The sequence below is a fragment of the bacterium genome, assembly GCA_023135785.1.
Lineage (GTDB): Bacteria > CAIJMQ01 > CAIJMQ01 > CAIJMQ01 > CAIJMQ01 > CAZNJA01.
Map to the genome: position 1 here is coordinate 1 of JAGLSL010000052.1, position 15,471 is coordinate 15,471.

Here is a 15,471-nt window from a genome sequence, read left to right on the forward strand (position 1 = left end):
TCTTTTTTAACTGTATCCACATTCTTAACAACCCCCTTAAAATCCCCCATACTACTATGAGTACTATTTTCCATTATGTTTCTGAACGTCTGCAGCCCTGTACCACGTAGGGTACAGGGCTTACCCCGAGAAACCCCACGCAGGGTACAGGGCTTGCCCCGAACCCCACGTGGTTTTTATATACCCTTATTGTAAAAAAGTGGGGCTACATATACAATTGGAATTATGGGAACAATTCAATATCCTTTACCGGTAAAATTAATTATGGCTATTTTTACCAACCAGTTAGAGCTTTTTGATGGGATAGAAGCAAAATTGGAAGAGGAATATGGAAAATTAGATTTTAAAAGCTCTATATTTGATTTTGATTATACCGATTATTATCAAGATGAAATGGGCTCTGGCTTAAAGAAGAAATTCATAAGCTTCAGGAATTTAATAAAACTTGAAAAAGTTAATTCAATTAAGAACTTTACGAACGTTTTAGAGGAAAAATATTCTATCAAAGATAAGCGAGTGATAAATATTGATCCCGGTTATATCAGTAATGCCCAACTTGTTCTTGCCTCCACCAAAAATTTTTTTCACAGAATATATTTGGGGAAGGGGATTTATGCTGAAGTTACGCTATTTTTCAAGGAAAGGACTTTCCAGCCATTACCGTGGACATATCCCGATTATAAAGTCGAAAGTTCGGTAAACATTTTCAACAAAATACGGGGAATTTATAGAGAGCAATTAGCTTGTAAAATCTCAGAAGAAGGAAAAAGTTAAAAGGTAAAACCAAAAGTTACCCCGAGAAATTCAAAGAATTTCCGACCCCTAGGAATGCTTCGCATTCCACGAGGAAAAATTCCAGAGGGAAAGGCAAAACATAGATAGGGAAAAGAAAAGGTTTTACTTTTTAGTTTTTACCAAGAATCAGGCAGAATGCCTCGCCCTTTAGAGCGGGGATGAATGCCTTCTGTTTTTTGCTTTTCATTCGTCATTCCTGCGTAGGCAGGAATCCATTTTTTTGTTATATTTTAATGCCTCGCTCTTTAAGGCGGGATAATTTACTTTTAAGTTTCGGAATTTTACCCCGTTAGAAATTAAAAGGAAAAGTTATACTAGATTTATGGTTCCAGAAACCAAAACAGAGAGTGTTTAGCTCCTTAAGGTTGGTTTACGGTCGCCATAAATACCCTTGGTTTCGCCGAGAGGCGAGCAATGGCGACCTATCTCTAACGAGGTTTACATTCCATAAGTAATTTGTTAACATAAAGTCTAATAAAAAAGTTATGTTTAGAAGGCGAAAAAAACTCTACTTTAAAAATACAGTATCCAAATTTCCTGCAATAATTTTCGTTATCTCCGTTATTATAGGCGGGATTTTTTTATTCAAGATAATATCTACGCTGGTTAAGGAAAGTGAAAGCGCTGCGGAATTTGCCCCCATAGAAGTAAGAATCGAAACAAAAAAGAAGCCTGAGAGAGTTACTCCTCCAAAAGAAATTGTCTCAAAACCTGCGGAAATTTCTAAGCCTGCAGTTAAGCCGCCGACCGAAAAAACAGTAGTAAAAACAACTAGTCAGGAAAAACAAGTAGTTACTCCTGTCTTATCGCAGTTCTATACTATCCAGGTGGCTACTTTTAGCGACATGAGAAGAACACAGAATTTAGCCAACGAATTAAAGAAGAATTTTTCTCCTGTATACATAAAAACAAGAGGTAGGTTATTTGAAGTATGTGTAGGAAAATTTTCCAACTCGCAAGAAGGTCATGAAGTTCTTGCAAAAATAAGAAAAGATTTCCACGATGCTTTTCCCAGAAGAATTCAGCTCCCATTTGAAGAAAAATAACTAAGCCCCGTTAGAAACAAGTTTCTTTACGGGGGCTGCATATTTTTTTAATTCCCAATATTATAAAAATATCGTACAACATTATAAATAACGACATTTTTTAGAAAAATTGATATTTGAGGATAAGGAAGTTATAATAAAAATCGCGAAAAAGGTCTGCGTTGCTTAGAAATAGACTTTTAATTGGGTGCGTGAGATATACGAAAAGGTATGAGAGGGTATGGTTAATATTCTACGAAAAAACTTTAGAAAATTGAAATGCCGTCTGTTTGGATGTCGGACGGCATTTTTCTATAAAACATCAAGAGTTGCCGGTATATTTATTGCCCTTTTTGTCCTTTTTAATCTTTGGGGTTGCGCAACGGCGCCTCATAGGAGAGTTCCTCTGCAGGGGGTTTATCATATAGTGGGTAGCGGCCAGACGATTTACAGAATTGCAAAGACTTATAATGTTGAGGTAAATGTGATTATGCTGGCAAATCACATCAGCGATTCTACTAAAATTGGTGTTGGGCAACAGTTGTTCATTCCCGGCGCAGAGACGGTTTTATGGATTGAACCTTATCGGCCTGTTATTAAAGAATCGGTGGAGAAAATCGTCGGTCAGAAAAATTATTTTTCTAAATGGCGATACATTACCCTGCATCATAGCGCGACTTTTCAAGGAAATGCCGAACGTTTTGACAGATACCACCGAAGTCGCGGTATGGGCGGGCTTTTTTATCATTTTGTAATCGGCAATGGCACTGCTTCCGATGACGGTGAAATTGAAGTAGGTTGGCGTTGGCAAAAACAAGCGCAGGTAAATAGGCCTTATGACGTACAGATTTGTTTGGTCGGTAATTTTAATAAGCAACAAGTAAGCAAGACGCAATTCAGGGCGTTGGTAGAGTTGATTAACGTTTTACGAAAACAATATGATATACCTATATCCAACATACGAGGGCACAAGGATATAGAAGGTTGTATTACGGAATGTCCCGGGAATTATTTTCCACTTGATAGGATCAAAACAGAGTTAAGAAAAACCAATCCTTATTAAACTTATGACGAATAGAAGAAATATATTTATTATTGGGTTGTTTTTTGTTTTATTATCTGTCTCGGCGGTTTTTTTTAATCAATATTATCAAGTACAAAAAATACTGAAAGAAGAAACCGAAAAAGAAAGGATTCTATTAGAGAAAAGAAAATCGAATTGGCTAATATTGGAACAGACTTTATCGGAGCATATTGATGGTTTTAATGGAGAAGCTGGTATTTTAATCAAAGATTTGCAGTCAAATTGGGAGATATCTTTTAACAAAGATGATTTGTTCCCTTCGGCAAGCGTAGTCAAGATTCCTATTCTAGTTTCATGTTTTAGCGCAATCGGTGATGGAAAACTTAATCCTGATTCTGTTATACGTCTTAGGTCTATAGATAAAGCTTCAGGCTCCGGGGTTCTGAAAAACATGTCTACAGGTAAAGAAATTAGTATTAATGAGTTGTTTGAGCTTATGATTACTAAAAGCGACAATACGGCTACCAATATACTGATAAACCGTTTGGGTTTTGAATATCTCAATTCATCTTTTAAATCTTTGGGGATTAAAAATACAAATTTGTCCCGCAAGATGGTTGATTTTAAGGCGCGCAGTCGAGGTGTTGAGAATTATACGACTGCAGAAGATATTGCTATTGTTTTAGGGAAAATTTATCACGGAGAAGTTATTAATCAGGGAGTTTCAAAGCAGTGTCTGGATTTGTTAAAACAACAAAAAGTAAATGACCGTATCCCCAAATATTTACCCAAAGAAGCTGTTATTGCTCACAAAACCGGGCTTGAACGTTTTGTTTGTCACGATGCTGGAATTGTGTATACTCCTAACGGAGATTTTATTATTTGCGTATTAGTTAAGCATTCAGAAACCACCAGCAAGTCAGCGAAGAAATTTATTGCAAATATAGCGGAGATTGCATATCAACATTTCGAAAAACGACAGATAGTGATTTGTGCCAAAACTTTGGCGGTTGTTCATTAGTTTGTAAGTTTCTGATAGTTTCTCTGATTATAGGGAAAAAGGAGGACGATATGAAAAGGACCCTACTGTTTATTTTTCCCATATTGATAATTATCACGGTAGCTTTTACCGTTTTAGGAATATTTCAGGCGCGTTTTGAAGAAGAAAAATTGCTCGACGATTTGCGGCGCAAAACAAAATCTATCGCAGAGAGTATGGACATGTCGGTAAAACATGTCCTTTTGACGAACGACTTGAAAAGCGCCGATTATCTTGTTGGAAAATTTCAGGAGCGCGAAAGATTGCAAGGATGTGTTATTTATGACAGCGAAGGGAATATTTTTGCTGTTACTCAAAGATTTGTCGACTGGAAAGATAAGGAAAAACCGTATATAAAAGACGTATTAGACAGTAAGATTCCAAGCGGGGAGTTGGGAAAATTTCAAAAATTGACAGTGTTTAGTTATATTTCGCCAATAACGAGTGAAGATGGGCAGATTTTAGGTTTAACAGAGGTTATTTATGATACTTCGTATGTATTTGATAGGTTAGCTGAAATATGGAAGCATATAATCTTTACTTTAATAATTTTAGTAGTATTTGTTTTGCTTATATCGTTTTTTCTGCATAGACAAATCTTCGTTTTACCTATGCAACGTCTTACGGAATGGTTTAAATATTTTCAAAAAGGCGATATCGATAAAGCTCATCCAATAAAAGACAAAGGAGAATTTGGCAAGCTTGCAAGCGAAGTTGAACAAATTGCTTTGTCTTTGCGTGTGGCGCGAAGGTCTATTTCCAATAAAGCTTCTGTTCGTCTTCAGAAAGAAGAAGTATGGACGGAAACTAAACTTAGAAATCTCGTCCATGCAAAGTTGGGAGAAAACGCCTTTTTTGTAGTTTCAAACAGAGAACCATATATGCATGTCATGGACGAAATGACAGGCGCCGTCAAAGTAATTAGACCCGCCAGCGGTGTTGTTTCCGCTTTGCATCCTGTTTTATGCGCTTGCGGAGGTGTTTGGGTTGCTCACGGAAGCGGCGAAGCCGACAAAAAATTCGTAAATTCCAAAGATAAATTAGGTGTCCCGCCCGAAGATAACCGATATATTCTAAAAAGGGTGTGGTTAAACAAGGAAGAAGAAGCAGGCTATTATCTCGGGTTTTCGAGCGAAGGGCTTTGGCCTCTTTGTCATAATACTCATATGCGGCCAATTTTCAGGGAATCTGATTGGAAAATGTATAAGAAAGTAAACCAGAAATTTGCAGATAGCATTGTGGAAGAGTTACCCGAAAAAAGCCCTTTTATTTTTATACAAGATTATCACTTTACATTGCTCGGCAAAATGATCAAAGAAAAGCGTCCCGACGCGACAATCGCTTTATTTTGGCATATACCTTGGCCCAATCCGGAAAATTTCTCCATATGCCCGTATAAAAAAGAGATACTTGAGGGTATGTTAGGATGCGATTTAATCGGTTTTCATGTGCAAAACCATTGTAATAATTTTCTTGATACTATGAATAAATTGCTTGAGTCAAAAGTAAATACGGAAAAATTCAGCGTTATGCGCGCCGGAAAAGAGACCTATATTCGGTCTTTTCCTATAAGTGTAGATTGCGATTTAAGGGATAATCATAACGGTTTTGTTTCCAAAGATTACGCTTTGGAAGAAGATATTGAATTAACTAAGGGAGTTGAAAAATTAAAAAGAGAATTTAGGCTCGAAGGCAAGATTGTCGGGATAGGCGTAGATAGAATCGATTATACAAAGGGATTGCCCGAAAAAATGTTAGCCATAGATAGATTTTTGGATAAGTATCAGCAGTATAAAAAGAAGTTTGTCTTTATTCAATTGGCTTCTCCCAGCCGGACTGAGATAAAACGGTATCGTGAGCTTATAGACGAAATAGACGGATTGGTTGAGAAAATAAACTTAAAACACGCCGAAGAAAACTGGAAACCGATAGTTTATCTGCAGAGATATTTTTCTCAGGATGAAATAAAGTTTTATTATGCGTTGGCTTCTTTTTGCATAGTAAGCTCTTTGCATGACGGGATGAACCTGGTTGCGAAAGAATATGTTGCCGCAAAGAAAGACTTATCCGGCAGTTTGATTTTAAGCCAATTTACTGGTGCCGCAAGAGAATTAACCGATGCCGTTCAAGTTAATCCTTATTCTATAGAAGAGTTTGCAGAAGCCATAAGACTTGCTATCGAAATGCCCGAAGAAGAGCAAAAGAGATGCATGGAGAACATGCGTAAAGTCATAAGCGAAAACAATGTTTATCATTGGGCTGCAAATGTTGTTACGGAGCTAACTGCTTTAAAACAGATTTAAAGTTGGAAGAAAAACCTTAAAGTATTTTTTGCAATTTCCCAATTATGGGAATAAAGAGGAGGGTAAAATGGAATGGAAAGATGTGCAAGGAGTAGAAGATGCGATTGATGTAGGTAAGGAAAAATTTAACGATTTTGGGCGGTTTATGCCATGGATAATTGTGGGCTTTTTTATTCTAATTATTTTAATGGGTTCAATTTATTCTATCGGACCGGATGAAGTTGGCGTAAGACAGCGGTTCGGTAAATACGTTGATTTAAGTTCCCCGGGACTGCATATAAAGATTCCTTTTGGCATAGAGAAAGTTACTCCGATTAAGGTGGAGAAAATTTTCAAGGAAGAGTTTGGAGTTAGGACATTGCATCCGGGTGTGAGAACATCGTATTCTTCCAGGCAATATCTTGAAGAATCTTTGATGCTTACAGGTGATTTAAACATCTTAGATGTGCGTTGGATTGTACAATATAAAGTAAAGGATCCTGTGAAACTGCTTTTTGCGGTTAGAGACCCCCAGGATAATATACGAGATGTCTCCGAAATAGTAATGCGTTGGTTTGTCGGAGATTACAGTGTAGATGAGGTTCTTACTATCCAAAGAGAAGAGATAGACTATTTGGCACAGCAAGAAATGCAGAAAATATTGGATGATTGGCAGACAGGTGTTCAGATTATTACAGTTAAGCTGTTAGATGTAAATCCTCCCGAGAAGGTCAAGCCCGCCTTTAATGAGGTAAATGAAGCAAAGCAGGAAAAAGAAAAGGTGATTAACCAAGCTTGGGAGGCTTATAATAAGGTTATTCCCAGGGCAAAAGGTGAAGCGGAAAAAACCATCCGGGAAGCAGAGGGTTATGCCTTGGATAAGATAAACCGGGCAAAAGGTGAAGCGGAAAGATTCCTTGTTACTTTGGGCGAATATCAAAAGGCACCCCAGATAACTCAAAAAAGATTGTATTTAGAGACAATGATGGAAGTTTTACCTCGGGCAAAACAGAAATATATCATTGACCCTAAACAATCTTCAATTTTACCTTTGTTAAATATAGGCGAGCAGGGAGGAGCAAAATAATGAAAAAAGGAATGTTAGGAATTTTTGCGGTAGCGGTTATTTTGGTGATAGTCGCATTTATAAGTGGTGCATTATTTGTTATTGATGAAAGTAAACAGGTGGTAATTACTCAATTTGGTAAACCCATAGGTAACCAGATAGTTTCTGCAGGATTACACTTTAAGAAACCTTTTATTCAGCAGGCGCACTATTTTGAGAAAAGGATTTTAGATTGGGATGGTGACGCTAATCAAATTCCTACCCAAGACAAGAAGTATATCTGGGTAGATACCACTGCCCGCTGGAAAATAGTTGACGCGTTGAAGTTTTTACAATCCGTAGGTAATGAAATGGGCGCGCACAGCCGAATAGACGATATTATTAATTCGGCAACCAGAGATGTGATTACCAGCCATCTTTTGGTTGAGGCAGTAAGGAATTCCGATCGAATATTGGGAACTAAAGAATTGGGGGAAGATGCTATTTTTGCCGATGAAGCGCTTGAACGCATTGCTGTAGGCAGACAACAACTTACGCGGGTTATTTTAGAAAAAGCAAAGATATTGGCACCTCAGTATGGGATTGAAATCGTAGATGTGCGTATAAAACGTGTCAATTATGTAGAAGATGTACGCAATAAAGTTTACGATAGGATGATTTCAGAAAGAAAACGCGCAGCGGAAAAATACCGCTCAGAAGGTCAAGGAAAATCAGCGGAGATTTCCGGTCAAGTAGGAAAGGAATTAAAGCTCATTACTTCAGAGGCATATCGCCAGGCGCAGGGAATTGTGGGTAAAGCTGATGCCGAGGCAATTAACATATATGCACAGTCATATAGCCTTGACCCGGAATTCTACTCATTTCTAAAAACATTAGAGACATATCAAAAAACAATAGATGAGAAGTCTACGATAATATTGACTACTGACAGCGATTATTATAAGTATCTAAAAAGCATTGGGAATATGAAATAACGTAGCAAGGTTATTAAACCCCGTTTAGAAAATTATTTCTAAACGGGGTAAACGGGACAAAGATAAAAGCAGATTCTGCATAAAAAATTCAGAGGGAGGAATTATGCATCGTGAAATACTTGAATATGTTTTTTGGGGAAATAGGGTTTGGGATTATCTGGTAGCATGTATATTGTTGGTTGTGGGGGTTCTCGTTATAAATATCGTTGTGCGTTATTTTATAAGACGCTTAAAAAAAATTGCCGGAAAAACAGCTTCAACGATAGATGATTTCATTGCAAGTGTTCTTGAAAAAATTGGTATTCCCTTCTTATATCTTCTTGTTGTTTATATTTCTATAGAAAGGCTTATTCCCGGAAAACTTTATTGGATAAAAGACGGCAAATTAAACTATTTTGTATTGGCTGTAGTTCTCTTATTTTCTGCACGTTTTGTTACCATGCTTATAGGATATGGCTTGAAGATATTTTTATCTAGAAGTGGTAACAGATCAGCTCTTGAACGCAGTCTTAAAGGCATCTTAATAATAACAAAGGTGTTAGTCTGGGCAGGAGCAATTGTATTCTTTTTAGATAACCTCGGTATTCAGATTACAGCAGTCATTGCCGGCTTAGGTATAGGAGGTGTAGCTGTAGCACTTGCCGCGCAGGCAATCTTGAAAGACCTTTTCAGTTATTTTTCCATAATTTTTGACCAACCGTTTAAGATCGGGGATTTTATTATTATAGACGATTATCTGGGAACGATTGAATATATCGGTATAAAAACGACACGCATACGCAGTTTAGGCGGGGAAATGTTGATATTTTCTAATTCCGACCTTACGGATTCCAGACTGCGCAATTACAAACTCATGGAGAAACGGCGTGTCGCATTTAAACTGGGAGTTGTTTATCAAACACCGTTGAAACAACTTAAAGAAATGCCGAAAATCATAGAGAATATTATAAAAAATATAAAAGATACTACTTTTGACCGCGCGCACTTTTTTTCTTATGGGGATTTTAGTCTGATATTTGAAGTTGTGTATTATGTTATCAGCCCTGATTACAATAAGTATATGGATGTCCAGCAGGAGATTAATTTTTGCATTAAAGAAGACTTTGAAAAAAGAGGAATTGAGTTTGCATATCCAACTCAAACTCTTTTTATTGATAAATCAGCGTCTTAATTTTCCCTTGTATTGTAAGAGAAAAATTAACAGCGGAAGAAGGTGCAATGTTTATATTGTCCAATTTTTTAATCGCATTTGCCGGTGTTTTGGGTTTAGTTCTTACCATAGCGTATTGGTTGATACTTGTCCGTGTTTTAATCAGTTGGGTTAATCCTGACCCTTATAATCCTATTGTGCAGTTTCTTTATAAGACTACCGAACCTATCCTTGAGCCGACAAGGAAATTACTCCCTTTTAGTCTAAAATTCAGCATAGATATTTCACCTATAATAGCTTTTCTAATAATCTGGTTTTTGAAAATATTTTTAGTGCAGACGTTTATAGATTTAGCGCTTAAACTAAAATAGAAAGGAGGAAGAAACGTAAAAAATTTTATTATTATGGTTCTTTACGTTGGAGAATACCAGAGGATTATTTATCAAAGGTCAAAATATGACAAAAGTTATAATTGGGATTCGCCCCGAAGACGTGAGAGTATGTCTTAAGCCGGAACGGGATTCTTTTCCAGTGAAACTTTCTGCAGTTGAAAAAATAGGTAAATATTCTATACTGAATTTGAACTGGCAGAATAATGATTTTAAAAGCGATTGTCGACAAAGAGCTGATAAATAAAATCGGAAACGGCTACGATTTATGGATTGAGTTTGATAACAAGAAATTATGTCTTTTTGATACGGATAGCAATCTATCATTATTATGAAAAAAATCTTTGGCGCAATTAGTCTAAAGTCACAGTTGAAAAATAAATACGTCATGTTATTTTTGGATTATGACGGTACTCTTGTTCCTATTACAAAAACTCCGGATAAGGCGATTATTCAAAAAGCGACTAAAGATTTATTAAAACAATTATCGAAAATACATAACTGCAAATTGGTTATTATAAGCGGCAGGGATTTAAAAGATATAAAGAAAAAAGTCGGAATAAAGAACGTTATTTATGTCGGTAATCACGGTTTCCAAATCCAAGGACCAAAGGTCAAATTCAATAGCCCCATTTCATACGGATACAAAACTACTCTCAAGAAAATAAAAAGTGATTTAGCCAGAAAAGTATGTGTAATAAAAGGCGCTTTTATTGAAGATAAGGAGATCTCTTTAAGTCTTCATTATCGCATGGTAAGCCCTTGCCATACTTCATTACTGAAAACTTTTTTCCATGACGTTACCGATTGTTATTTGGCAAATAATAAAATTAAGATTAAAAAGGGCAAGAAAGTTCTTGAGATAAGACCTGCAGTGGATTGGAATAAGGGGGAAGCTGTATTGTGGCTTTTAGCAAGACAGCAATATATATTGAAAAATGATAAGATTCTGTCTATTTATATCGGGGATGATGTAACCGATGAGGATGCTTTTAGAGTATTAAAAAACGAAGGTATAGGTATTTTCGTGGGGAAGCCCAGGAAATCTTATGCGGGATTTTATCTTAAAAATCCAGAAGAAGTGAGGGTTTTTTTAATTCAGCTTAAAGAAATATTAGGATAATGCGCAAATGAAAGAAATGGTTAAAGCAAAACAACCCTTCAGATTTTATACAAGATTGCAGTTGTCGGAATTGACGGGTTTAAAAGCGGCGAATTTGACTCAATTGCTTAACCTTTTAAAAGAAGTCTCGGGGTCCAGCATTTATCATCATACGCATAGATTCCTACAGCAACACCAATATCTTTCTCCCGAACCGCCGAACGATTTTGCCTATTGGATAACTGAAATTCTGGGGGAAAACGAATTGGCAGAAAGATTGGCGAGCATCGATATCGTTCAGTTTCCTCATATTCGCAACTTAAGAGAAAAAATAATCAAAACAATTAAAGATTATTTAAAAGAGAATCCTTCGGCAAAATCCAAAATCGCAAAAAAAGACGAAGAGTTTCATTTCATAAGATCCGTGAGTTTTATTTTGCCGACAAATTATATCGCAACTGATTTGAGAGAATTTTCCGATATTTTAAAAAAGATAACAACGGATTCAATATATTTCCATGTCTTTGAAGCGCGTTTACGACTTGAAAAAGAAACAAATGATTTTTCTCTTTGGATAGAAAATTCAATTCAGAACAAAAAATTAGCGGATGAGATTGCGCGACTGGATCCCTACACTCGCACTTTGGAAGATTTGCGCAATGTCATCGTAAATATGGCCGAAAGTGCAATTCATTAAATCGATATGGTTAAAATAGAAGAATATATTTCCATAGTAGGGCAATCGACTATTGACGATTTAAGATTGATTGCCCAAAAACTGAAAGGCAAGGTTGTCCAGCATGTCAATTCTACCGCGTTTGGCGGAGGTGTTGCTGAAATTTTGAACCGTATGGTGCCTTTATTGAAGGAATTGGGCGTTGATACCCGATGGGATATCATGAGAGGCGGGGAGCAATTTTTCAAAGTTACTAAAAAGTTCCATAACGCTCTTCACGGCAGAGACGAAAAAATTAACAGGCAAGATTTTGATATCTTCATGCAGACAAGTCAGAAGAACATTGAGGAAATAGATATTTCCGGAGATATTGTTTTTATACACGACCCACAACCGATTGCCCTGATAAAGAAAAAAACCGATAATAAATGGATTTGGCGTTGCCATGTCGATACATCCAACCCGAATAGAGATGTTTGGGAATTTCTTTTGAATTTTATAACTCAATATAACGCGGCGGTGTTTTCTGCACCGGCTTTTTCTCACCACTTGTCCATAAGGCAGTTTTTAATTCCTCCTTCCATAGATCCTTTAAGCGATAAGAATAAAGATTTGCCTCGTGAAACAATAGACGATGTTTTGCATAAATATAATATTAAAAAAGATAAACCTATTATTATGCAGATATCTCGTTTTGACCGTTTGAAAGACCCCATAGGTGTAATTGAAGCGTATAAACTCGTGAAGAAACATATTGATTGCCAACTTATTTTGGCTGGTGGAACTGTTATTGATGACCCTGAGGGGTCGGAGGTTTTAGCGGAGGTTAGAGAAAAGGCAAAACAAGATGAAGACATACATGTTCTGCTTATTTCGCGAAATCAAAATGATATAGAAATAAATGCCCTGCAACGGGCATCAACGGTAATTATTCAGAAATCACTTAAAGAGGGTTTTGCTTTAACTGTAACCGAAGCTTTATGGAAGGCAAAACCAGTTGTTGCTTCGCGTGTGGGAGGCATACCTCTGCAGGTGCGGCATAAATACTCGGGATTGCTTTGTTATTCCGTAGAGGGAGCCGCTTTTGCTTTAAAACAACTTTTAAGTAGCCCCGAATATGCTAAGAAATTAGGAGAAAACGGCAGAGAACATATAAAGAACAACTTTTTAATCACGCGCCATATAAAAGATTATATGCTTTTATTTCTTACCTTGTATCATAAAAAAAGTATTGTACACCTATAAGAGAAAACGAAACAGAGTTTTCTTACTTACTTTTGCCTCTGATTTTTATACCTTTTGTTCTTAATTTTTCTGTTTTGGCTTTTGAACATTCAGTGCAAAGAAACATTGGGGTTGTATCTCTTTTGTCATAATTTGGCGCTTTAACTAATCTCCATAGATTTTCTTCTTTTCCGCAAACGTCACATTTGCCAGTGTCTTTAAACTGCCAAACTTCTATTGCATAACTGGTAAATATGAATCTATCAATCCAGAAAAAAATTGCGCCACCGATTAGGTTAGCTATAATTGTAGCGCCAATCCCTGCTCCCAATTTTCTTACAACAAGCCATAGAATAGGGGTGCTTAACTGCCATCGGAACAAATATAAGAAGAATCTTCTCAGATTAGCTTTATTTTTAGTGTGCAACTTAGGATTATCCTTCATATTGATAGTGGTAAAGAATGACTAAGTACTTCGTTGGCGGGGTCGACGAGACTCGAACTCGCGACCTCCTGCGTGACAGGCAGGCGTTCTAACCAGCTGAACTACGACCCCAGTATCTTTCACTAATGCGAAAGATAGTTAATAGTGTATAGTTTATGGTTTGTGGTTAAAAATATGTCTTCTATAAACTATAAACACTAAACTATCAACTCTGTTGGTGGGCGATAGAGGATTTGAACCTCTGACCTCCTCCGTGTAAGGGAGGCGCTCTCCCGCTAAGCTAATCGCCCATGTATCTCATTTTAAAATGCAAAACTAACAATTATCAAGTCAAAATTACTTTTTTATTAATTTGTTTCTAAATGCTAATTTTAAACTGCTAATTTTAACTTTAAAACCTTATGACCTCCCCGATGTTACATCGGTCCGATGACTCCGTTGAGAACGAGTATCGCCCGCCTGCCAAATCTTGTCGGGCAGGGACTTCATCGGAGGACGCATCTCCCGCTAAGCTAATCGCCCCTTTTTCATTTCGCAACACGCAGTCTATCACAAATTGCGGATATATTTCAAAGCCCGATTGATTTAATAATTATACCTATTGCATTCTTAGCGTGCTTTAATGGGGTTGATTAGTTCCCTGTTTTTTTATTTGTCAAACCTTCTCAAAAATTGTATTATAACTATCGGTAAAGGATGAAAGATGAATAAGAAAAAATTAAAAATAGCTGTTTTGGGTTCTACGAGGGGAACGAATTTGGAAGCTATTTTTAATACTATCCAAACAGGTGAATTGGATGTTGAGATAATAGCGGTAATTTCTGACAAGAAAAATGCTTACATATTGGAAAGAGCCAGAAGCTATGGGCTTCCCGCTTTTTTTATTGATCCAAAAGATTTTAATAAACGGGAAGATTACGACAAAAATATAATAGAGAAATTGAAAAACGAAAAAACAGATCTTGTTCTTCTTATCGGATATATGAGGATTCTTTCTCTATGTTTTGTCGAGCAATTCAAAAATAAAATTATGAATATTCACCCGTCTTTGCTTCCCGCCTTTGCGGGAGGTATGGACATGGATGTTCACAAATTGGTAATAGAACAAGAGGTAGAAATTACCGGTTGCACACTTCATTTTGTGGATGAGGGGACTGATACGGGACCTATTATTTTACAAAAGACCGTCGAAGTAAACAAGGGCGATACCCCTCAATCTCTTAAAGGAAAAGTCCAGAAAGCCGAACAAAAAATTATCGTGGAGGGAATAAAACTTTTTCAGAAGGGACAACTAAAAGTAGAAAACGGGAAAGTTAAAATTCTTTCTTAATAACAATATTACTAAAAGATTAAGCAGTAAAACTGTCTTGTCTTGCGATAAAACATCGGAAACTTTATATGGACTATGTAATCAGAAATGTAAAAAAAAGCGACATTGACCAAATCCAAAAAACAGAAGAAGAATCTTTTCCGCATCCTTTTTCCATAAACCAGTTTCTTCAGTTGTATGTTAATTACAATGAAATATTTTTCGTTGCCGAAAAAAACAAAGAAATTTTGGGATATATAGTCGGGATAATGGGATTTAGAAAAATTACCGTTGCTTCAATTGCGGTAAAAGAAGAATGGAGAAGAAAAGGTGTTGCTACCAAATTGATACGCTACTTTACAAAAAAGACGAAAACAATAGTAAAAACACTCGAATTGCAAGTCCGCATAAGCAACAAACCTGCTATATTTTTTTACGAAGGTATCGGATTTACTTGCAAGAGTATTTTGCATGGTTATTATCCTGACAAAGAAGATGCCATTTTATATTGCAAAGCTTTGTGTTGAGAATTTTTAATCGTCACACATCGAAATGTGTGACGATTATCCAGCAGAGTATCCCGAAAATTTCGGGATGGATTACGTTGCAGGGTTTATAAAATAAAGAAACCCCGTGCTTTAACACGGGGAGATTCATTACAATTAATCATTGCCTTTATTAAAGCGAAATGCTTGACATGGCGGGATGTTTTGGTTAGTATACAAAGGATTTTTAAGATGCTTTAAATGGAAAAACTTCAAATAAGGAGGTGGGAAAATGGTTGCATTTACTGCTGGTCTTGTAGCTTTTGTTTTGGGGCTTATTGGGTTGATTGGTTGGTGGGGTTATTTTGTGGCAGTTCTCAAAGGAATTGTGCCTCTTATTCTTCTGTTAGGAGGACTTATAGCTTTATACGGCGCATATACCGCACAACAAGATAAGATAGAAGAAAAAAAAGAAGAAAAGAAAGA

Annotated in this window: 17 protein-coding genes and 2 tRNA genes; 16 read left to right on the forward strand and 3 right to left on the reverse strand. The window is 36.6% G+C overall.

Going from position 1 to position 15,471, the window contains the following annotated elements; translation table 11 throughout:
* The first annotated feature begins 225 nt into the window (after positions 1-225).
* The 13 genes from KAS42_04265 (at position 226) to KAS42_04325 (ending at position 12,767) form a co-directional block, all read left to right on the forward strand.
* Positions 226-774 carry a DUF4416 family protein gene (locus KAS42_04265; protein MCK4905438.1) on the forward strand — a complete coding sequence of 183 codons (549 nt, stop codon included), beginning with the start codon at positions 226-228 and terminating at the stop codon, positions 772-774.
* A gap of 506 nt (positions 775-1,280) precedes the next feature.
* Positions 1,281-1,841 carry an SPOR domain-containing protein gene (locus tag KAS42_04270; protein ID MCK4905439.1) on the forward strand — a complete coding sequence of 187 codons (561 nt, stop codon included), beginning with the start codon at positions 1,281-1,283 and terminating at the stop codon, positions 1,839-1,841.
* Between the two features lie 220 nt (positions 1,842-2,061).
* Positions 2,062-2,883 (forward strand): N-acetylmuramoyl-L-alanine amidase, encoded by an 822-nt coding sequence (locus tag KAS42_04275; protein MCK4905440.1) that lies wholly within the window; start codon positions 2,062-2,064, stop codon positions 2,881-2,883.
* 4 nt (positions 2,884-2,887) lie between these two features.
* On the forward strand, positions 2,888-3,865 hold the full coding sequence (locus KAS42_04280; GenBank protein ID MCK4905441.1) for a serine hydrolase: 978 nt from the start codon (positions 2,888-2,890) through the stop codon (positions 3,863-3,865).
* 629 nt (positions 3,866-4,494) lie between these two features.
* Positions 4,495-6,186: a trehalose-6-phosphate synthase gene (locus tag KAS42_04285; GenBank protein MCK4905442.1), complete on the forward strand. Its 1,692-nt coding sequence runs from the start codon at positions 4,495-4,497 to the stop codon at positions 6,184-6,186.
* Between the two features lie 67 nt (positions 6,187-6,253).
* The gene (gene hflK / locus KAS42_04290) at positions 6,254-7,252 is read left to right on the forward strand and encodes an FtsH protease activity modulator HflK (protein MCK4905443.1); all 999 of its coding nucleotides are present in this window, start codon (positions 6,254-6,256) and stop codon (positions 7,250-7,252) included.
* Positions 7,252-8,205 carry a protease modulator HflC gene (gene hflC, locus KAS42_04295; GenBank protein MCK4905444.1) on the forward strand — a complete coding sequence of 318 codons (954 nt, stop codon included), beginning with the start codon at positions 7,252-7,254 and terminating at the stop codon, positions 8,203-8,205. The genes hflK and hflC overlap by 1 nt, the downstream gene beginning before the upstream one ends.
* A gap of 103 nt (positions 8,206-8,308) precedes the next feature.
* Entirely contained in the window at positions 8,309-9,376 is a 1,068-nt protein-coding gene (locus tag KAS42_04300) for a mechanosensitive ion channel family protein (protein ID MCK4905445.1), read from the forward strand.
* A 47-nt stretch (positions 9,377-9,423) separates the two neighbouring features.
* Entirely contained in the window at positions 9,424-9,726 is a 303-nt protein-coding gene (locus tag KAS42_04305; GenBank protein ID MCK4905446.1) for a YggT family protein, read from the forward strand.
* Between the two features lie 85 nt (positions 9,727-9,811).
* A complete protein-coding gene (locus tag KAS42_04310; protein ID MCK4905447.1) occupies positions 9,812-9,991 on the forward strand; it encodes a hypothetical protein in 180 nt (59 codons plus the stop codon).
* A gap of 84 nt (positions 9,992-10,075) precedes the next feature.
* On the forward strand, positions 10,076-10,867 hold the full coding sequence (gene otsB, locus KAS42_04315) for a trehalose-phosphatase (GenBank protein ID MCK4905448.1): 792 nt from the start codon (positions 10,076-10,078) through the stop codon (positions 10,865-10,867).
* Positions 10,868-10,874: 7 nt separating this feature from the next.
* Positions 10,875-11,543 carry a hypothetical protein gene (locus tag KAS42_04320; protein ID MCK4905449.1) on the forward strand — a complete coding sequence of 223 codons (669 nt, stop codon included), beginning with the start codon at positions 10,875-10,877 and terminating at the stop codon, positions 11,541-11,543.
* A gap of 6 nt (positions 11,544-11,549) precedes the next feature.
* Positions 11,550-12,767 (forward strand): glycosyltransferase, encoded by a 1,218-nt coding sequence (locus tag KAS42_04325; protein ID MCK4905450.1) that lies wholly within the window; start codon positions 11,550-11,552, stop codon positions 12,765-12,767.
* A 22-nt stretch (positions 12,768-12,789) separates the two neighbouring features.
* Here KAS42_04325 and KAS42_04330 read toward each other — a convergent pair whose 3' ends face one another.
* The 3 genes from KAS42_04330 to KAS42_04340 form a co-directional block, all read right to left on the reverse strand.
* Positions 12,790-13,191 (reverse strand): hypothetical protein, encoded by a 402-nt coding sequence (locus KAS42_04330; GenBank protein ID MCK4905451.1) that lies wholly within the window; start codon positions 13,189-13,191, stop codon positions 12,790-12,792.
* Positions 13,192-13,225: 34 nt separating this feature from the next.
* Positions 13,226-13,302, reverse strand: a tRNA-Asp gene (locus KAS42_04335).
* A gap of 104 nt (positions 13,303-13,406) precedes the next feature.
* Positions 13,407-13,481 (reverse strand) — tRNA-Val (locus tag KAS42_04340).
* 413 nt (positions 13,482-13,894) lie between these two features.
* Between KAS42_04340 and KAS42_04345 the strand changes: the two genes are divergently transcribed.
* The 3 genes from KAS42_04345 to KAS42_04355 all read left to right on the forward strand — a co-directional run.
* A complete protein-coding gene (locus KAS42_04345; GenBank protein ID MCK4905452.1) occupies positions 13,895-14,521 on the forward strand; it encodes a phosphoribosylglycinamide formyltransferase in 627 nt (208 codons plus the stop codon).
* Between the two features lie 68 nt (positions 14,522-14,589).
* A complete protein-coding gene (locus KAS42_04350) occupies positions 14,590-15,027 on the forward strand; it encodes a GNAT family N-acetyltransferase (GenBank protein MCK4905453.1) in 438 nt (145 codons plus the stop codon).
* A 250-nt stretch (positions 15,028-15,277) separates the two neighbouring features.
* A partial coding sequence (locus KAS42_04355) for a hypothetical protein (GenBank protein MCK4905454.1) occupies positions 15,278-15,471 on the forward strand: 194 nt, incomplete at its 3' end.